Here is a 19,258-nt window from a genome sequence, read left to right on the forward strand (position 1 = left end):
TACCCAAAAGCTGTTTCTACAGGTTAGATTTTGCAGTCGCTACTAATTGCGAAAACGCATCTTTATCAAACACTGCTAGATCAGCTAATACTTTTCTATCCAAACCGATGGATGCTTTTTTAAGGCCATTCATAAAACGGCTGTATGATAAACCACAGCTACGGGCACCAGCATTAATACGTGCAATCCATAAAGCACGGAATTGACGTTTTCTTTGACGACGATCTCGGTAGGCATATTGACCCGCTTTAATCACCGCTTGTTTAGCAACACGATAAATACGGCTACGTGCCCCATAGTATCCTTTTGCTTGTTTTAATACTTTTTTGTGTCTTGCTCTAGCAACAACACCGCGTTTTACTCTTGGCATTTCTTATCCTCGAAAATCTTAAAATTAACTATACGGCAACATACGAGTCACGCTTTTCATATCTGAAGCGTGAATCAATGATGCTTTACGTAGTTGACGTTTACGTTTAGTGGTTTTTTTGGTCAAAATGTGACGCAAGTGAGCTTGCTTACATTTAAAAGCGCCCGTACCCGTTTTCTTAAAACGTTTGGATGCTCCGCTATTTGACTTCATCTTTGGCATTACAATACTCCGTTAATTAATTTTTTTCGGCGCCATAACCATTACCATTTGGCGGCCTTCAAACTTTGGCCGCTGTTCGACCAAGGCTAATTCTTCTAAATCTTTTTCTACGCGATTTAACAACTCCATACCTAACTCTCTATGGGCCATTTCTCTACCGCGAAATCTTACTGTGATTTTGGTTTTATCACCGTTCTCTAAAAATGAACGCAGATTACGTAATTTTACGTTGTAATCACCAATATCGGTTCCAGGTCTAAACTTAATCTCTTTAACCTGAACATTTTTTTGTTTCTTTTTCGATGCCTGCAATTTCTTGCTAGCCTCGAATTTAAACTTACCATAGTCCATTATTTTACAGACAGGTGGTTTAGCTGTTGGAGAAACTTCAACCAAATCTAAATCGACTTCAGCAGCCAAGCTCATCGCTTGTTCTAGTGTAACAACACCTACTTTCTCACCCTCATGATCGATGAGTCTTACACTTGGTATTGTAATCTCTTCGTTTACTCTTACTCTTTTTGTTGCGATCTTAACAATCTCCGAAAATTTTTAACGCTAAATTAAGTCATTTATAATATTAGCAACGTACGCTAATGCACTTTGTGCAAAAACTTAAGACTCTAATGCATTTCGTTCAGTAACATTTTTGGTTACTAACGAAATAAAGTCCTCAGGATTGAAATGACCCAGGTTTTTTCCACTTAACGAACGCACTGCCAACTCGTTATTTTCTACTTCTTTGTCACCGATAACGATGAGATACGGAATGCGTTTTAAAGTATGCTCGCGAATTTTAAAGCCGATCTTCTCATTTCTCAAGTCTAATTTGACTCTGATGCCTTGTTTTTGAAGGATTTTTGCAATTGAGGTCGCATATTCGTCATTTTTATCCGTAATTGACATTAAAACGACTTGGGTCGGTGCCAACCACACAGGAAATTTACCCGCATATTCTTCTATTAAAATGCCAATAAAACGTTCCAAAGAACCCAAAATCGCTCTGTGCAACATAACCGGTGATTGTCTTGAACCATCCTCTGCAATAAATTGCGCATCTAAACGACCCGGCATTGAAAAATCCACTTGGATGGTGCCACATTGCCAAACACGATCTAAGCAGTCTTTCAGTGAGAACTCAATTTTAGGCCCATAGAAGGCACCCTCACCCGGTTGCAATTCCCAGTCTAAGCCTTTTGCATTTAAGGCCTCTTCCAAAGCTTTTTCAGACTTATCCCAAACCTCATCAGAGCCTACTCTTTTTTCAGGTCGTGTAGACAGCTTGATAAGAATGTCGGTAAAACCAAAATCTGCATACACTTCAAACAACAGGTCAATAAAATCAGACACCTCTGATTGAACCTGATCTTCTGTACAGAAGATATGCGCATCATCTTGAATAAAGTTACGCAAACGCATCAGCCCATGTAAGGTACCTGATGGCTCATTACGATGACACGAACCAAACTCGGCCATTCTTAAGGGCAAGTCACGGTAGCTTTTTAAGCCTTGATTATATATTTGCACATGACATGGGCAATTCATTGGTTTAACAGCATACTCGTGGTTATCCGAGTCTACGGTAAACATATCATCACGGAATTTTTCCCAGTGACCTGATTTTTCCCACAATGACTTATCCACTAATTGCGGTGTACGTACCTCTACATAATTATTATCTTGTAGTTTAGAACGAATATATTGCTCAATTGTTCTATAAACACTTAAGCCTGCATCGTGCCAAAAAATCATCCCTGGTGCTTCTTCTTGAATATGAAACAAATCCAGTGATTTAGAAATCTTACGATGATCACGCTTTTCAGCTTCTTCTATTCTATGCAGGTACTTTTTCAGCGCCTTTTTATCGCCCCAAGCTGTGCCATATACACGCTGAAGCATTTCATTATTAGAGTCACCACGCCAATATGCACCAGCCAGTTTAGTTAGTTTAAACGCTTTTAAACTACCTGTATTTGGTACATGCGGCCCTCTACATAAATCAGTGAAATCACCTTGTTTATAAAGTGACAACACTTCATCTTGTGGAATGCTTTCAATAATTTGTGCTTTGTATTCCTCGTTTTTGTCTCTAAAAAACGTTACCGCATCATCACGAGACAGCTCAAAACGCTCAACCGGTATAGATTGCTCTGCCAGTTCAGACATTTTCTTTTCAATTTTTTCAAGGTCATCTGGCGTAAACGAACGCTCAAATGCAAAATCATAGAAAAAACCATTATCAATAACCGGGCCTATGGTGACTTGAGCCGATGGGAACAGCTGCTTAACTGCTTGTGCTAATAAATGTGCGGTTGAATGGCGAATAACCTCAAGACCGTCTTCATCTCTTGCGGTCACAATCGCTAGCGTTGAGTCTTGCTCTATTAAATAAGAACCATCAACTAATACATCATTCACCTTCCCTGCTAAGGTTGCTTTTGCCAAGCCTGCGCCAATATCAGCGGCCACGTCCAGCACGCTAACTGCTTGTGAAAATTCGCGCTGACTTCCATCCGGTAATGTAATAACTGGCACGTTAGAACCTTTGTGTTTTGATGTTTGAATTTGGTGTTAAAAATTGGTAGGCACGAGTGGATTCGAACCACCGACCTCATCCATGTCAAGGATGCGCTCTAACCAACTGAGCTACGCGCCTGCAAGCCAATTTTCTTAAGACCGCGCATTGTACTGAATGTTGCCTCGTTAGTGAAGCTATCAGTTTATTTAATTTGCCAATGCTAGCTATTCAAAACCATCTGATTTTGTAACTCATTCACCTCATCCCGTACTTTAGCGGCTTCTTCAAACTCTAAATCTCGTGAATGTTGATACATTTTCGCTTCTAATTCTTTTATTTTTTTAGCCATTTGAGCTGGTGATAAGGCTTGATATTTTGCCGCTTCATCAGCTGCTTTTTTCATTGTACTTCGCTGAGATCGGGCCGTCCCTTCCATGATATCGGTGACCTTTTTAATGATTCCGGTTGGGCTAATTCCGTGCTTTTCATTGAACGCCTGCTGAGTTTCCCTACGGCGACTGGTCTCATCCATCGCCCGTTGCATTGACCCTGTTATTTTATCGGCATATAAAATACTTTTTCCTTTTACATTCCTTGCCGCACGCCCTATTGTTTGAATCATAGACACCTCAGATCGTAAAAACCCCTCTTTGTCTGCATCTAAAATAGCCACTAAGGACACTTCTGGAATATCCAAGCCTTCACGTAATAAGTTAATACCAATTAACACATCAAATATACCCAAACGAAGATCACGAATAATTTCTACCCGTTCAACCGTTTCAATATCAGAATGCAGATAGCGAACCTTTACCCCGTGCTCCATTAAGTAATCGGTTAAATCTTCAGACATTCGTTTTGTTAGCGTTGTAACCAACACACGCTCTTCAACTGCCACTCGTTTTTTAATTTCTGACAACAGATCATCCACTTGTGTTGTGGCCGGCCTTACTTCAATAATCGGGTCAAGTAAGCCTGTTGGCCTAACAACTTGCTCCACCACCGCCCCCGAGCGCTCGATTTCATACTTAGCAGGTGTCGCTGAAATATAAATCGTTTGAGGCGCTTTCGCTTCAAACTCTTCAAAGCGCATCGGCCGATTATCTAACGCAGATGGCAAACGGAAGCCATATTCAACCAACGTTTCTTTTCTTGAACGATCACCTTTATACATCGCCCCTACTTGCGGCACCGTCACATGTGACTCATCAATAAAGAGCAAGGCATTATCTGGCAAATAATCAAATAACGTGGGCGGCGCCTCATTAGGCTTTCTACCGGATAGATAACGTGAGTAATTTTCAATCCCTGAGCAATAGCCAATTTCACGCATCATTTCCAAATCAAACTTTGTACGTTCTTCTAACCGTTGCGCCTCAACCAGTTTATTTAACGAACGTAACTGTTCTAAGCGAATTGCCAATTCAGATTTTATTTTCTCTATCGCTTCTAAAATGGTTTCGCGCGGGGTTACATAATGAGAAATAGGGAAAATTGTGTAACGCGGTATCCGTTGGATAATTTCACCGGTTAATGGATCAAACAACGACAAACGCTCAATTTCATCATCAAACAATTCCACACGTAGCGCATCTTGGTCTGACTCGGCAGGAAATATATCAATCACATCCCCTCTTACTCGATACGTTGCACGAAGCAATTCAACATCATTACGCTTGTATTGCATGTCTGTTAACTGACGAATAATCTCGCGCTGACTCACCCGCTCACCACGAGATAAATGCAAAATCATACTAAAATATAGTTCCGGATCACCTAAGCCATATATACAAGAAACACTCGCAACAATCACCGCATCCTTGCGTTCCATCAGTGCTTTAGTCGCAGACAAGCGCATTTGCTGAATGTGCTCATTTAATGATGCATCTTTATCTATAAAGGTATCTGATGCCGGCATATAGGCTTCTGGCTGATAGTAATCGTAATACGACACAAAATATTCAACCGCATTATCGGGTAAAAACTCTTTAAGCTCGCCATACAACTGCGCGGCCAGCGTTTTATTATGCACCAACACCAAAGCAGGCCGTTGTAGCTCTGCGATGGTATGCACCATCGTAAAAGTTTTACCTGAGCCTGTTACCCCTAATAAGGTTTGATTCGCTTCGCCATGATTAACTCCCTCAACCAGCGCTTTAATCGCCTTTGGTTGATCGCCTGCTGGTTTAAAAGATGAGTGAATTTCGAATTTTTTATTCATAGGGATTATCTGGGAACGCAGCATCTAGTAGAATACTGTCTTTAGGGGACCAAATACTTAATTTTATTCTAAAAAAGCTGTCAACACCCCATTTAAGCTGAATTTTATTCATAGAGGCTATAACAAATGAGCATTAAACTGTCACAACGCGTACAACGCATAAAACCTTCTCCAACACTTGCTGTAACAGCAAGAGCGGCTTCCTTACGCGCAGCCGGACAAGACATCATCGGCCTAGGTGCAGGCGAGCCTGACTTTGATACGCCAGAGCACATCAAACAAGCGGCGAGAGACGCTATTAATGCAGGTAAAACCAAATACACAGCCGTTGATGGCACGGTTGAACTTAAAGATGCCATTATCAATAAATTAAAACGCGACAATGGCCTTGATTATCAAGCCGACCAAATTCTTGTCTCATGCGGCGGCAAGCAAAGTTTTTTCAACTTAGCTCAAGCCTTATTAGACGATGGCGATGAAGTTATTATTCCTGCACCGTATTGGGTGTCGTACCCTGATATGAGTTTATTGGCAGGTGGCGTACCGGTCATCGTTCAAGCAGGCCAAGATCAAGCTTTTAAAATTACCCCTGAACAGCTTGAGGCTGCCATCACCGAAAAAACCAAACTCGTTGTGATCAACAGCCCATCAAACCCAAGTGGTAAAGCCTATACCAATGACGAATTAGCAGCACTGGGCGATGTGTTGGTCAAACACCCACATATCCTCATTGCGACCGACGATATGTACGAACACATCCTTTGGGCTGACGAGCCTTTCAGCAACATCGTTATGGCGTGCCCAGCACTATACGACCAAACTATTGTGCTTAATGGTGTATCAAAAGCCTACTCCATGACTGGTTGGCGCATTGGTTACGCAGCAGGCCCTAGCGAGCTGATGAAAGCGATGAAGAAGATTCAGTCGCAAAGCACATCAAACCCAACATCTATTTCACAATACGCTGCGCAAGCCGCACTAGAAGGAGACCAATCTTGCATCGGTGAAATGCTCGTCGCCTTTAAAGAACGCCACGATTATGTTGTAGAACAACTGAACCAAATAAATGGCGTCAGCTGCATTCCATCTGACGGAACGTTTTACTGCTTCCCTGATTTCAACGCCATACTGAATCGCATGGACAGCATCGACAACGATGTAGACTTAGCTGAATATATTCTTGAAAAGGCAGGCGTCGCGCTTGTTCCCGGTTCAGCTTTTGGGCTTAATGGTCACATGCGTATATCCATTGCAACCAGCATGGATAACCTAGTAAACGCCATGGATCGAATAGCAAAGTTACTAAACGACAATTAAATGAGTTTTAAAGCTTATTAGCTATTGACCAAAACAGCCGCGTTTCGTAAGATACGCGACCTGAACAATTCCTCTGTAGCTCAGTTGGTAGAGCAAATGACTGTTAATCATTGGGTCACTGGTTCGAGTCCAGTCGGAGGAGCCATATATCAAAGCCTTAGCGTGAAAACGCTAGGGCTTTTTTTATTGGATGACCACCCAAAAACCGGCTTCCAAGCCCATCTAAAAATAACAACTATAACCCTACCCAAGCTTTAACAGGTTTAGATTTCCTATAAAGGTAATGTATATCACCCACGGATTAACTGGTTCATAGCCAATCTTTATAATTAAGCACTCCAGCTCTCACTCAATGCTTCCGCTTGCTTTAAGCACAAATCAATCGCTTCATCAGCCTTGTCAGGCGGGTATTTCCAGCGCCTTAACGCCCTACGCACCAAATTGCGCAATTTTGCACGAACACTGTCACGTACTTGCCAATCAACTGTGGTGCTTTTACGTAATTGTTCGGTCACGTATTTAGCTAATTCTTTAAGGTTATTGTCGCCCAGTTCCTTAACGGCTGATTCGTTTTGAATAAGGGCACGGTAGAAGGCGATTTCATCAAAATTCAACCCTAGCTTGTTAGCCTCTTCGGCATCATCAGCCATTTCCTTCGCCATGTTAATCAGCTCTTCTATTACCTGGGCGGTTTCTATCGCTCGGTTATGATACTTACGCAGGGTTTCCAGAATACGGTCGGAATATTTCTTCTCAGACACGACGTCGGTTTTCATTCGCGCCTTTACTTCATCGCGCAGTAGTTTTTCAAGCAATTCCACAGCAAGGTTCTTCTGCGGTAGGTTTTTAACATCGTCTAAAAACTCGGGGGAGAGCAAACCAATGTTGGGCTTATCCAAACCCACTAAATCAAACACATCCGAAACACCATCGGCCAAAATTGCATTATCAATAATTTGTTTTAACGCTGAGTTCTTTTGCTCATCTGTTAGCTTTTTATCAACGCTCGTGTATTTCGTAATGGCGCCTTTAATAGCGGCTAAGAATGCAATTTCTTTTTTCAGCGCTTCGGCTTCATCCATTGTGCCAGATAAGACAAAGGCCTTCCCGATTGCCGCCATCACATCTAAAAAGCGCTTCTTGCCGTCATCTAAGCCAAGAATATGGTTCATCGCACCGGGCAATAGCAATAAGGCATTGGTTTCATAGCCGCTGTAATCAAACCCATGCAGTAGCCCACGCGCAATATCCAATTTCTCCAGCAAAATGGCGAAGGCTTCACGTGTGTCTAGGGTCGGCGTTCCTTTGCCTTTCGAATCGGTATAGGTTTTTAAGGCATGCTTTAACTCATTGGCAATACCGATATAATCAACCACCAAGCCGCCGGGCTTATCTTTAAACACGCGGTTAACCCGTGCAATGGCTTGCATCAAGTTATGGCCTTTCATGGGTTTATCAACATACATGGTATGGCAATTAGGCGCATCAAAGCCTGTTAGCCACATATCACGCACAATCACCATTTGTAGAGGGTCGTTAACGTCTTTAAAACGTTTCTCGAACAGCTTTTTAGTCTCTTTATTATGAATATGCGCTTGCAGCTTTTCTTTGTCCGATGCGGAACCGGTCATCACCACTTTAATAGCGCCTTTTGCAGGGTCTACATCGTGCCACTGCGGGTTAATGGCCACAATGGCATTGTACATATCCACACAAATTTCACGGCTCATGCACACAATCATCGCTTTGCCTGGCATGGTTTCAATACGCTTTTCAAAGTGAGTTACCAAATCTTTACCCACTTGCTTCATTCGCGGCTCACTGCCCACCAATTTTTCCAGTGCTGCCCATTTGGATTTGGTGCTTTCACGTGAGGCTAAGTCCTCTTCGTCCTCAATCACCTCTTCTACTTCGTCATTCAGCAGGTCTAATTCAGCTTGCTTAATGTCTAGCTTTGCCAAACGTGACTCATAATAAATCGGCACGGTTGCGCCATCATCCACCGCATCTTGAATATCATAAATAGACACATAATCGCCAAACACTGCACGGGTATCTTTGTCTTCAGCTGAAATGGGTGTTCCGGTAAATCCGATGAATGAGGCTTTTGGTAGCGCATCACGTAAATGTTTGGAATAACCAAAGGTGTATTTAGACTTCTCAACACCTGCTTTATCGGTGTACGTTACCAATTTAGCTTTATCACCATAATGGCTACGGTGCGCCTCATCACTCACCACCACAATATTATGCCGCTCGCTTAATATCGGGTGTTTAGACTCATCGCCTAATAAGGCAAACTTTTGTACTGTAGTAAAGATAATGCCACCCGACTGGCTCGATGCCAAAATATCGCGTAAATCATCACGGTCACTCGCTTGAATGGGCGTTTGTTTAAGCACATCACTCGCCATACCAAAGGTATTAAATAGCTGACCATCTAAATCATTACGGTCTGTGACTACCACCAATGTTGGGTTATTCATTTCAGGCTGCGCCAATAATTTACCGGCATAACACACCATAGAGATTGACTTACCCGACCCTTGCGTGTGCCACACCACACCGGCTTTACCAGAGCCTGCCTCTACCGTATTTGCATAGTTTGCACGCGGTTCGGCAATCCCTTGTTGTTGCGAGGCAATCACCGTTGCTTTAACGGCCTCTCTTACCGCGTGGAATTGATGGTAGCCCGCAATCTTTTTAATCGTTGTGTCGCCATCTTGCTCAAACAACACAAAATAACGAATATAATCCAACAATAAATCGGGCCTAAAAAAGCCCTTCACCATCGTTTCAAGCTGATATTCAAACAACGGCTTATCGTCTTCATTTGTTAGCGTACGCCACGGCATAAAACGCTCTTTATTAGCCGTTAACGAACCAACACGGGCATTTAAACCATCGCTTACCACTAAGGCTTCATTAAAGATAAATAAATCCGTTATTTCATCTTTATAGGTTTGCAATTGTTGATAGGCCGACCAAATATCGGCTTTATCATCGGCTGGGTTTTTCAGCTCCAAAACCGCCAATGGCAAGCCGTTAATAAACACAATAACATCAGGTCGGCGATTACCTTTACTGCCAGTAATCGTGTACTGGCTGACCACTAAAAACTGATTATTACTAACGTTGCTAAAATCGACTAATTGCACATAATCGGTTTTAGATTTCTCACCGTCTTTAAAATCAACCTTTACCCCTTCCAATAAAAACTGGTGAAATACTTTATTGTTTTTAATCAGAATGGGCGTTTCAGGTTTGGCAATTTGTTGGGCAACAAGCTCAATTGTCGCAACAGGAATATGCGGGTTAATCAGCTGCAATTGTTTAATCAGTCGGCCAAATAAAATAATTTGACGGTAATCCGTGCGTTCTGGCGCAACACCATCTGGCGCTATGTCGTAACCGCACACATAGTCGTACCCAATGGATTTAAACCACTCAAGGCAAGCTAGTTCTAGTTGGTCTTCCGTAATCATTTTCAAGCGCCTCTAAATAGTCATCAAACAGTTTTTATTGACAAAGTAAAGCAAAGTGCTATATTTCAAAACAATATGCCCGGCGCCTCTTCACTTCTGTGTACGCGTCGGTTCTCATGTCTGCTCCCATAACGCCCACTCACCTTGCTTTTCTATTAAGCCAAAGTCAACCAGGCTCACAGCCCCAGACTCAATTACTGGGAACTCATCAAGCAAAGTACAGAACCGCGATGACCAATGCGAGTTAGGACAAATAACATCTAGCAATCTTTTCATTAAACAAAAGTAAAAGTAAGGACGAGCATTGTTTAACTGCTTCCAAAACGCATCATCTTCTATCTCTGCCGAGCGTTCTAAAACGTTGATATTCCATAAGCGGCTATGATGCGCCGAAACATTACGAATAAAGTTCAACCCTCTCAACCAACTGGCGAATGCCTTACCATTTTTAGCCCCATATTTAGAGGCAATAATTTCTCTATGTTCATGCTTCAAACCAGCAAAAACCTTAGATAATAAACCAAAATCCCATATCTCAATCGCAACCCAAATCGGTAGCTTTCCATACTTATCCAGATAATGTTTCACAAATGGTTCACGACGGGCACGATGAACGTGTGAATGGTATTTTTCTAACCAATCCTGATGAGCAGGCTGCTCGCCATTTCTTTTTATTTTTGTAAAATTCCCATGAAACATATCTGGGTTCTCGTGAGCATACGCATCTTGTTTGCCCAGTAAATAAGCAATATCCACTCGAACGGCCAATTCAATTCGCTCAAGGGCATCTAACGCCAATAATCGCAACTTTTTATCAAACACATACAGGTCAACCGCGTGCTTAAAGTGGCTGCCTTGCTGAAATGCATCTTGCCTTCGCTCACTTGCTTCAACAGCATCATCTAACCCGAGTTTAAGCGCTCTGAATGAGTACCAATACCCGCTTAAACGGTAATAGCCAATACGCTCAAGATAGTCCAGCGCTGCTGGCTCGTTATCAACAACAAGACCACGGCTTTTTAACACGTCTAACTGGTCTTTAAATGAAATCCATTTCTTATTTTTCTTCATGCTGCTCTATCTATTCCCTTACTCGCTATGCATCTGCCTTAACCGTTGGTTAACCTCAGCTAACGGTGCTTTTAACGCCTTCTCAAGCCGCAACATGTACTCAACCATCCATTCGATAATATCGCCCCAGTTATCTTGGTTATAGCCATCAAACTCTTTACTAAACTGAATGCGTGATGACTTTTTAGCATCTAGCCTTAACCATTCTAGTTCATCACCAAAAGCAGATTCGATACTCTGCTTTTTTTCTAGCAACGCATCAAAAATAAATTTATTTTCAGCCGTTACCGAGCGGGATATATTTAACTCTACGCGTGCTTCTTTAACACCAAATATCAACGAGAAAGGACATGAACTAACACCCGAGCCTGCGCTTAACCAATGGTCTTTTGAGCGATTAACATTTTTAAACAAATCACAGTCACTGGTTCTTATCGCTTCTAATGCTTGCTCCCAAAATGCCAATCGAACCGTATGGCGATTTTTAAGTTCTGTTTTAGTGTTTTTCTCATCGGCTTCTTTGGCCGTTATACCAATCATTAACTCCTTCACTTCTGGCGTAGGAATAATTTGGTCTACATTCAAAAACAGCGCCTCCCCCATCGCAAACGGCGTTACCTTAAAACATTGCAGTTGAATACCATTGCTCAACAACCACAACGCCGTATTCGTTACCTCTTTACGAAAATTAGCCGCCACAAACATCAAGCGTTGCTGGTGCCCACTGTTTAAAACCACCTCATCAATATCCGGTGAATTTAAAAAATCGCAAATCAACTCTTTAGCATTGCCGCCACCACAATACTTATCAAGGTATTGCTGATAAATACTAATCAGCTGAGGCTTGCTCAAATTAGAACAATACGAGGCATACTTTAACGCCTGCCACACCACATCGCGTCCTGTATCGTCTAGCTTGTTTTCAATAATAACCAACATGCCGTCTTTATCCAGCGCCAATAAATCCAAGCGTTCACGCGTGTCATCAAACCCATCAAACTCTTTTTGAATAATCAGCAGCTCTTCACCCAAGGCATCAGGCTCATTGGCCAACCACTCCTGCAAATGATGGCGCTCGGTAAAGCCCAATGAAGAAAAACTTTTCACCTCAAGCCGAGACAATCGATTATCAGCCGTATTAATTTTATACATGCTTGGCCTTTTTAGTGGTGGTGGTAGTGGTCAGTTCACCGGATAGGAGTTTTGGTAGCAAAGCATCTCTTAGTTCTTCTAGCACCTTATTACTCTCAATTGTTTTTCTGTTTTTTTCATAAAGTGGCGATATTAACTCATAGAATGCACCATTAATTTCTTCACCAGCATCTAAAAAAGGAATGCTATTCATGTTCCCTTGATTTAGCTTTAGCTGAACTGCTCCAGTTATATAAGCTGCTATATTTTTATTTTGAATAAAGGTCATTAGTTGTTCAGTAGAAACACCATTCCTTCCTTGCAACACATGTGCATGGTTATTCACCCATGCTTTACCCCAGATATATTGAACAAAAGGAGTACCGTCCTCTTTTATAACGGAACCATCTTCACCAAGAAGTAAATATATATCATCAAAAACCCACTCATTCACATAATCCATAATCGAAGTTGCACCATAGTAAGGAATATTCCCTGGCTTTTTCTCTTCGCGTTTTTTCTTCGATAGTGGAATTCGCTTTGAGTCAAAACATTGGGATACATCACCAAATGACCTAGTAACCCACCCCTCCGGCACCTCACCCAGCTCTGAATCAACCAGTGAATTAGGGAATAACGCGGCAATAGCGGCGAGTTGTTGGGGTTGCCATAAGTCCACACCGCCTTCGTTGGGAAAGCGTTTTGTGATAAGCGGGTGAAGCTCTTTTTCTATTCCACATAGCCCTTCTTCTAATTCAGCCAGTTTATGTAGGGTAATAGCGCCACAAATAACCGCTTGAGCGGCTAATTCTTGCGCTAATTCATTACCACCTTTTTGTTTAATGATAATTTTGGCGCGGGTGGGTTCAAAGTCCACAAACCAGCTTTTAAAAATGGCTTGGGCGATGTGTTCGAGGGTTTGGTTGGTTTGGCGGTTGAGTTGGATTTTTTTATTTATATCCAGCAATTTCAGTCCAATTTCTCTCTGCTTATCTATCCCTGGTAAGAGAAACTTGTACTGCATAATAGCGGCTTTATCACCACGAGGCATCTTTGCCCCCTTAGCCGTTAAAACCGTATAGTTTACGAAATCTTCATTACTTAAGAGGAAATATAAATAATATGGATCTAACACTTTATCATCATCTGTTCTAAAGATAAGAACGTCAGCCGATGCGCCTCCTTCAAAATCTGCTAACCAAACCTTTCTAAAATAAGTTCTAATATTTGAAAACAAAGTATCCCCAATCTTAAAATGGTTAAACCTATTCACAGATGGTAATTTTGAGGCTGGTTCTACACCACCCCGATCCACGAGCATATTATCTGTGGAGATATATGTATTAGTCGTAACCTGTTCAGCCTCTATTTTTTCACCTACAAATGAAACTAATTCAGATAACTCATATTCTCGATTGAAAATGATTTTAGACATCAAATCCCAACCCCGCCAAGTTCTTTTTAATCTCAGCTTCTAAGCGACTGGATTCTTCAAATTGTGTTTTCAAGGTGGCGGTTAAACGCGTCATTTTGTCGGCAAAGGGTTCGCCATCGTCTTCTTCGGCAGCGGCACCAACATAGCGGCCGGGGGTTAGAACGTAATCGTGTTTTTTAAGGTCATCGAGCGTTGCGGATTTACAGAAACCGGGAATATCTTGGTATAAAGAGTTTGGATTGGGGTCTACTGTTGCGTTTATGCCATCTTCACCCTCGCATTCGCCATAGTTCATGCGCCAACCATGGTAGGTTTTGGTGACTAAATCTAGGTCTTCTTGGGTGAAATCACGCAGTACACGGTCTTTCATATAGCCCAGATTACGCGCATCAATAAAAAGCACTTCTCCGCTTCTATCGCGCAAATAGTCTTCCATTGGTGTTTGACGCGCTTTTTTATTTTTAGTTAAAAACCAGATGCAGGCGGGTATTTGGGTGTTGGTGAACAGTTGGCCGGGTAAGGCGACCATGCATTCCACCAGATCGTTTTCTATTAGCGCTTTGCGTATATCGCCCTCGCCTTTGGTGTTGGAGCTCATGGAGCCGTTGGCGAGTAATAGCCCCATGCTGCCATTGGGTGCTAGGTGATAGAGCATGTGTTGTAACCAAGCAAAGTTGGCGTTGCCGCTGGGTGGGGTGCCGTATTGCCAGCGTGGGTCGTTATCGTCTACGCCGGTGTTCCATTCCTTCATGTTGAAGGGCGGATTTGCCATGACAAAGTCGGCACGCAGGTCTGGGTGTTGGTCGTTGGTGTAGCTGCTGGCGGGTTCTTTGCCAAAGTTAAAGTCGATACCGCGGATAACCATGTTCATGGCGGCCAGTTGCCAGGTGGTGTGGTTATATTCTTGCCCGTAGATGGATACATCGCCAATACGGCCTTGATGTTCGCGGATGAAGCTTTCTGATTGCACAAAAAAGCCACCGGAGCCCATGGCTGGGTCGTACACACGGCCTTTGAAGGGTTCTAGCATTTGTACGATGAGGCTTACGATGGATTTGGGGGTGTAGAACTGCCCGCCTTTTTTGCCTTCTGCCAGTGCAAATTGGCCTAGGAAGTATTCGTACACATGGCCCAGTATATCTTTGCTGCTGAGGGTGTTGTGGCTAAAGGGAATGGTGGCGACTAGATCAATTAACTCACCCAGTTTGGCTTGGTCTATTTGCAGTTGGGTGTAGCGTTTATTTAGCACGCCTTTGAGTTTTGGGTTGTCGTGCTCGATGCTTTCTAGGGCATTGTCAATAAGCTGGCCGATGGAACGTATTTTCTTTTTGGCGTTGCCTTCGCCTACTTCAATTTCACCGGTGATAACGACTTTGTTTTGGTTTTGTAGAAAGTCCCAACGGGCTTGTTGCGGCACCCAAAAAACGTTGGCTTCTGTGTAGTAGTCGCGCTGTTCGAGTTCTAGCGTTATTTCTGCTTGGTAGTCTTCGCTGTTTTCACCACCGAAATCGGCAGGGTCTAGGTAATACTCATGCTCAGGCGTTTTAAATTGCTGCGTGAGTTCCGCCGAACGTATGGCGAATGAATCGGATACGTATTTAAGGAATACCAAACCCAACATAACGTGCTTGTACTGACTGGCATCGAGCGATGGTAGGAGTTTATTGGCACTGGTCCATAGCTTTTTTTCTAGCTCGTTTAGGAATTGTTGCTCTTCCGTATTGGTCATTTATTTATTCCGTTGTGTTTTAGATTACGGGCAATATTTAAGCATGTAGAAAGCATAATCGTAGAGCATTTTTTTACAGCTTATCAAGCAACGTACATCAAGTGCGGCACTCAATATTAGGCTCCTTGCTTATCATTATTGCCAAAAAATACCTTACTCAACAACAACCAACTTAATTAGTAAATTACCCCTTACAATTAACTGTCAAACTGCAATTCAGCAAGCCTTGCGTACAGACCACCTTTTTTGCGTAATTCTGTCGCATCGCCTGTTTCTACTACTTCGCCATTTTCCATAACGACAATTTTATCGGCCTTTTGTACCGTGGCTAAGCGGTGGGCAATAATCAGGGTGGTTCTGTTTTGCATGGCGGCATTAAGCCCTTCTTGTACGAGTATTTCAGATTCTGCATCCAATGCGCTGGTGGCTTCGTCTAATAATAAAATAGGTGCATTTTTTAGTATCGCGCGGGCGATGGCAATGCGCTGCCGTTGCCCACCCGATAAACGTGTACCGCGTTCACCTAGGAAGGTGTTGTAACCATCGGGTAGTTGCGGAATAAATGGCGCAACTTGGGCGGCATTGGCTGCGGCGATTACTGCTTCATCGGTGGCATTGGGCTGCCCGTAACGAATGTTTTCTAATACATTGGCAGAAAAGATGACCGGATCTTGCGGGACAATGGCTATTAAGCGCCGTAAGTCATCTAAACTAATCTCATTAATCGCTTGGCCATTGATGGCAATGCTGCCACTTTTCGTTTCGTAAAATCTTAACAATAGTTGAAAAATGGTGGTTTTACCGGCTCCGGATGGCCCTACTAAGGCAAGGGTTTCCCCTGCGTTAATATGCAAGCTCACGTTGTTTAAAGCGGGGTTAGCAGGACGTGATGGGTAGTAAAATGTGACGTCAGTAAATTGAATATCGGCCTGGGATACACTGGCTAATGGAACTGGGGTTGGCGTATCGGTAATGGCTGTTTCTGCATGCAGCAATTCAAGTAATCGCTCGGTGGCGCCTGCTGCGCGCATAATATCACCCCATACTTGCGCTATGGTGCTAACGCTACCAGCTACCATGGCGGCATATAAAACGAATGAGGCCAGTTCGCCACCGGTCATTATGCCCTCACTCACTTGGCGCGCACCTAGCCACAATACAAAAATTATCGTACCCATCACGGCTGTAATAATCACCGCTGTTAATAAGGCTCTTACCTTTGTTCTGCGCATTGCGGCTAAAAAGCTCAACTGTGCGCTCTGCGTAAAACGATCAATTTCTCGCGTTTCTTGTGTATTCGATTGCACCGTGGGCATGGCGTTTAAAATTTCACCCGCCATGGCGGAGCTGTCGGCAATACGATCTTGCGACTCACGTGACAGCTTTTTGACTGAGCGACCAATTAAGATAATGGGAAAAATCAAACAGATCATTAATCCAATATTGATCGAAAACAAGTAAAAGCTGGTGACCGCTAGCATGATCATACCGCCCGTAAACTGAAACAAGCTGCGTAGGCCCATGGATGCCGAACTACCGACAACCGTTTGAATAAGCGTTGTATCGCCAGTTAAACGAGACAGTACTTCGCCGGTTTGTAGCGTTTCAAAAAACTGTGGCGATTGCCTTAGTACACGGGCATACACCCCGCTACGTAAGTCTACCGTTACTCGCTCACCTATCCATGAAACCACATAAAAGCGCGAAGCTACCATCAGCGCCCAAAAAGCAGCCAAGCCAAACAGTACACCAAACTTGGTATTAATATTAATAGCGGGGGTTGTAGCATCGTTATTACCAAAGCCTACATCAATTAAATCACGAAAGGCTAAGGGTACTAACAATAAGGTGGCAGACGCCAAGCTTAACAAGACAAAAGCAATAGCCAGCTGTAAGCGATAAGGCCTTAAAAAAGGCCATAAATCTTTTAATGAGATAACGCGTTTTGGTTTGGCGCTGTTTGGTTGATCGGAATTATTTGCTTGCGCCATTAGCTGAAACTTTCTCTCTTAAAATTATTTGGGGGTTTAAGGCATAACAAATACCCAGTTAGTGACCACCGGCCTTGTTAAGGCTTACCACTAATCAACCGCCCCATTAAGGTATGAAAATGGTGCTATCTTACCTTGCTGGTTATGAGCAATAAGCCTCTTTAAGCCAGACAGGAATTATTTAATGCCCACGGTGAAACTCTGTGGCGTGGCATTTTGGACAAGGAGGGATTTTGCCGGCTTTATGGAAATGTAGTTTCTCGCCGCATTTATCACACACCAGCGTACCTGCCCCTGTTACTTCACCCGTGTGTGGAGTCATGCGCCGGGCCAATTCCATTTTTAGCGCCAACATTTGTACCGTTGCCTTATCTGCCGTTTTAAGTAGCTTTTCTAAGGCTACACTTTGCAAGATATTGCTTTCAAAACCAAGCCAGTCTTCTAACTCTTGCCCTGTTTCTGTAAGGTAATGAGCCGCTTCATGAATATCTTGCTTTAACCATTGAGCTAACTTTTCGCCTTCATCCCTAGTAACCTTTTCGAGCTTAACGGCTTCTTCTTTTGCATCATCTATTAGTTGATGAAGCACCGGTGCAGAGGCTTTTTCCGCTTTATGAAAGCCCTCGACAACCTGTTCAAATAGCCTTTCGTAAACTGCACCGAGTACATCAATAAAATCACTGCTTTGTTGGTTTTTCATTTCATTCTCCGGTTTAGTTTTCAAAAAGTCGCCTATAGAAAGGCGACTCGCTTAACTAAAAAATAACACACAAAGAAACAAACGAAATGATTTATCGCAATTTTTTGCGATTATTACTTTAACCCCACCTCTATTAACACAGAGCGATAAAGTTGGATTATTCGAGCAAGAATTCTAAATGCAGTTTATTGAACTCTTCTGGTTCTTCCCATTGCGGCCAATGCGCGCTTTGTTCCAAAATAATCATCCGTGCATTAGGAATTTTCTTCATGCCTTCTTGCGCTAACTCAACAGGCTGACCTGGGTTGTGTCGTGTCCATAAAACCAATGTAGGGCATTGAATGTTGCGCATGGATTCAGGGTTAACCCATTTATCGCACCATTGATCATTAATAACACCCCCTAAAATACTATTGGCAATTTTCCCCATCACCGGCAACATACCGGGCTGATCATAGATTTGATAACGAACATCTATAATCTCGTCAGTTAATGTTTTTTCAGGCTCAGCCATCAACCAGCTCATTCTAGCTCGCACGATCTCTTTAGTTAATTGACCCGCTGCTTTTTTTGAACGTTCCAGCGCATCGGCCAATTCGGCTTTCCCTTCACCGTTCGGTGCCATTAGGATGCCCGTATTTTGTACTAGTTTAATAACTCTTTCAGGGTGTTTTATAGCTGTCCACGATGCCACCATTGCCCCTAACGACTCACCAGACAAATACACTTTATCCGCCCTTATTGTGTCTATAAAGTTAACCAAATGTTCAACAAAATCATCCATATCGTATTCACAGTCGGGGCTATCTGTATAGCCGTGACCAATCATGTCGTAGGCATAAACATGAAAGTGCTTGGCGTGTTCTTCAATATTTCTAACGTAGGCCTCAGCATGCCCGCCGGTTCCATGTAAAAAAATTAAAACCGGGCCACTACCTGCCTCTATAACACGGGTTTTAATACCCTTAACATCGTAATATTTCTGGCTGTACTCCACACCCATAAGATCTGTCCAAATACTGCTCATTGTGTTCTCCTTATTTTAAATTGTGTTTGCTGATTTGTTGT

General features: G+C 42.9%; 14 protein-coding genes and 2 tRNA genes. 2 read left to right on the forward strand and 14 right to left on the reverse strand.

Annotated features, from left to right (window positions below; translation table 11 throughout):
- Positions 1-16: 16 nt before the first annotated feature.
- The 6 genes from rplT to uvrB form a co-directional block, all read right to left on the reverse strand.
- The gene (gene rplT / locus CPC19_RS08805) at positions 17-370 is read right to left on the reverse strand and encodes a 50S ribosomal protein L20 (protein ID WP_015005585.1); all 354 of its coding nucleotides are present in this window, start codon (positions 368-370) and stop codon (positions 17-19) included.
- A 24-nt stretch (positions 371-394) separates the two neighbouring features.
- Positions 395-592, reverse strand: a complete 198-nt coding sequence (rpmI, locus tag CPC19_RS08810) for a 50S ribosomal protein L35 (protein WP_015005584.1) — start codon at positions 590-592, stop codon at positions 395-397.
- Positions 593-604: 12 nt separating this feature from the next.
- Complete coding sequence (gene infC, locus CPC19_RS08815) at positions 605-1,132, reverse strand: translation initiation factor IF-3 (protein ID WP_223253239.1); 528 nt, start codon at positions 1,130-1,132, stop codon at positions 605-607.
- Between the two features lie 75 nt (positions 1,133-1,207).
- Complete coding sequence (thrS, locus tag CPC19_RS08820; protein WP_016389610.1) at positions 1,208-3,127, reverse strand: threonine--tRNA ligase; 1,920 nt, start codon at positions 3,125-3,127, stop codon at positions 1,208-1,210.
- A gap of 44 nt (positions 3,128-3,171) precedes the next feature.
- A tRNA-Val gene (locus tag CPC19_RS08825) sits at positions 3,172-3,248 on the reverse strand.
- Positions 3,249-3,330: 82 nt separating this feature from the next.
- Complete coding sequence (gene uvrB / locus CPC19_RS08830; RefSeq protein WP_016389611.1) at positions 3,331-5,331, reverse strand: excinuclease ABC subunit UvrB; 2,001 nt, start codon at positions 5,329-5,331, stop codon at positions 3,331-3,333.
- A gap of 126 nt (positions 5,332-5,457) precedes the next feature.
- Between uvrB and CPC19_RS08835 the strand changes: the two genes are divergently transcribed.
- Together CPC19_RS08835 and CPC19_RS08840 are read left to right on the forward strand one after the other, a co-directional pair.
- On the forward strand, positions 5,458-6,648 hold the full coding sequence (locus CPC19_RS08835) for a pyridoxal phosphate-dependent aminotransferase (protein WP_016389612.1): 1,191 nt from the start codon (positions 5,458-5,460) through the stop codon (positions 6,646-6,648).
- 69 nt (positions 6,649-6,717) lie between these two features.
- Positions 6,718-6,793 (forward strand) — tRNA-Asn (locus CPC19_RS08840).
- A 184-nt stretch (positions 6,794-6,977) separates the two neighbouring features.
- Here the strand turns inward: CPC19_RS08840 and CPC19_RS08845 are convergent.
- The 8 genes from CPC19_RS08845 to CPC19_RS08880 all read right to left on the reverse strand — a co-directional run bounded on the left by CPC19_RS08845 (position 6,978) and on the right by CPC19_RS08880 (position 19,217).
- Positions 6,978-10,133 carry a type I restriction endonuclease subunit R gene (locus tag CPC19_RS08845; protein WP_016389613.1) on the reverse strand — a complete coding sequence of 1,052 codons (3,156 nt, stop codon included), beginning with the start codon at positions 10,131-10,133 and terminating at the stop codon, positions 6,978-6,980.
- Between the two features lie 114 nt (positions 10,134-10,247).
- Positions 10,248-11,204, reverse strand: a complete 957-nt coding sequence (locus CPC19_RS08850; protein ID WP_016389615.1) for an Abi family protein — start codon at positions 11,202-11,204, stop codon at positions 10,248-10,250.
- An 18-nt stretch (positions 11,205-11,222) separates the two neighbouring features.
- Positions 11,223-12,356, reverse strand: a complete 1,134-nt coding sequence (locus tag CPC19_RS08855) for a DUF4268 domain-containing protein (RefSeq protein WP_016389616.1) — start codon at positions 12,354-12,356, stop codon at positions 11,223-11,225.
- On the reverse strand, positions 12,349-13,770 hold the full coding sequence (locus CPC19_RS08860) for a restriction endonuclease subunit S (RefSeq protein ID WP_016389618.1): 1,422 nt from the start codon (positions 13,768-13,770) through the stop codon (positions 12,349-12,351). The genes CPC19_RS08855 and CPC19_RS08860 overlap by 8 nt, the downstream gene beginning before the upstream one ends.
- Positions 13,763-15,499: a class I SAM-dependent DNA methyltransferase gene (locus CPC19_RS08865; RefSeq protein WP_016389620.1), complete on the reverse strand. Its 1,737-nt coding sequence runs from the start codon at positions 15,497-15,499 to the stop codon at positions 13,763-13,765. Before CPC19_RS08865 ends, CPC19_RS08860 begins: the two co-directional genes overlap by 8 nt.
- Positions 15,500-15,696: 197 nt before the next feature.
- Complete coding sequence (locus CPC19_RS08870; RefSeq protein ID WP_016389622.1) at positions 15,697-17,490, reverse strand: ABC transporter transmembrane domain-containing protein; 1,794 nt, start codon at positions 17,488-17,490, stop codon at positions 15,697-15,699.
- A gap of 181 nt (positions 17,491-17,671) precedes the next feature.
- A complete protein-coding gene (locus CPC19_RS08875) occupies positions 17,672-18,190 on the reverse strand; it encodes a zinc ribbon-containing protein (RefSeq protein ID WP_016389623.1) in 519 nt (172 codons plus the stop codon).
- Between the two features lie 157 nt (positions 18,191-18,347).
- A complete protein-coding gene (locus CPC19_RS08880) occupies positions 18,348-19,217 on the reverse strand; it encodes an alpha/beta fold hydrolase (RefSeq protein ID WP_016389625.1) in 870 nt (289 codons plus the stop codon).
- Positions 19,218-19,258: the final 41 nt, after the last annotated feature.

The organism is Cycloclasticus sp. PY97N, from assembly GCF_002443175.1.
Taxonomy (GTDB): domain Bacteria; phylum Pseudomonadota; class Gammaproteobacteria; order Methylococcales; family Cycloclasticaceae; genus Cycloclasticus; species Cycloclasticus pugetii.

Coding starts and splice junctions, on each gene's coding strand:
- rplT (WP_015005585.1), bottom strand. CDS start 370: ATGCCAAGAGTAAAACGCGGTGTTGTTGCTAGAGCAAGACACAAAAAA.
- rpmI (WP_015005584.1), bottom strand. CDS start 592: ATGCCAAAGATGAAGTCAAATAGCGGAGCATCCAAACGTTTTAAGAAA.
- uvrB (WP_016389611.1), bottom strand. CDS start 5,331: ATGAATAAAAAATTCGAAATTCACTCATCTTTTAAACCAGCAGGCGAT.
- CPC19_RS08835 (WP_016389612.1), top strand. CDS start 5,458: ATGAGCATTAAACTGTCACAACGCGTACAACGCATAAAACCTTCTCCA.
- CPC19_RS08845 (WP_016389613.1), bottom strand. CDS start 10,133: ATGATTACGGAAGACCAACTAGAACTAGCTTGCCTTGAGTGGTTTAAA.
- CPC19_RS08850 (WP_016389615.1), bottom strand. CDS start 11,204: ATGAAGAAAAATAAGAAATGGATTTCATTTAAAGACCAGTTAGACGTG.
- CPC19_RS08855 (WP_016389616.1), bottom strand. CDS start 12,356: ATGTATAAAATTAATACGGCTGATAATCGATTGTCTCGGCTTGAGGTG.
- CPC19_RS08860 (WP_016389618.1), bottom strand. CDS start 13,770: ATGTCTAAAATCATTTTCAATCGAGAATATGAGTTATCTGAATTAGTT.
- CPC19_RS08865 (WP_016389620.1), bottom strand. CDS start 15,499: ATGACCAATACGGAAGAGCAACAATTCCTAAACGAGCTAGAAAAAAAG.
- CPC19_RS08870 (WP_016389622.1), bottom strand. CDS start 17,490: ATGGCGCAAGCAAATAATTCCGATCAACCAAACAGCGCCAAACCAAAA.
- CPC19_RS08875 (WP_016389623.1), bottom strand. CDS start 18,190: ATGAAAAACCAACAAAGCAGTGATTTTATTGATGTACTCGGTGCAGTT.
- CPC19_RS08880 (WP_016389625.1), bottom strand. CDS start 19,217: ATGAGCAGTATTTGGACAGATCTTATGGGTGTGGAGTACAGCCAGAAA.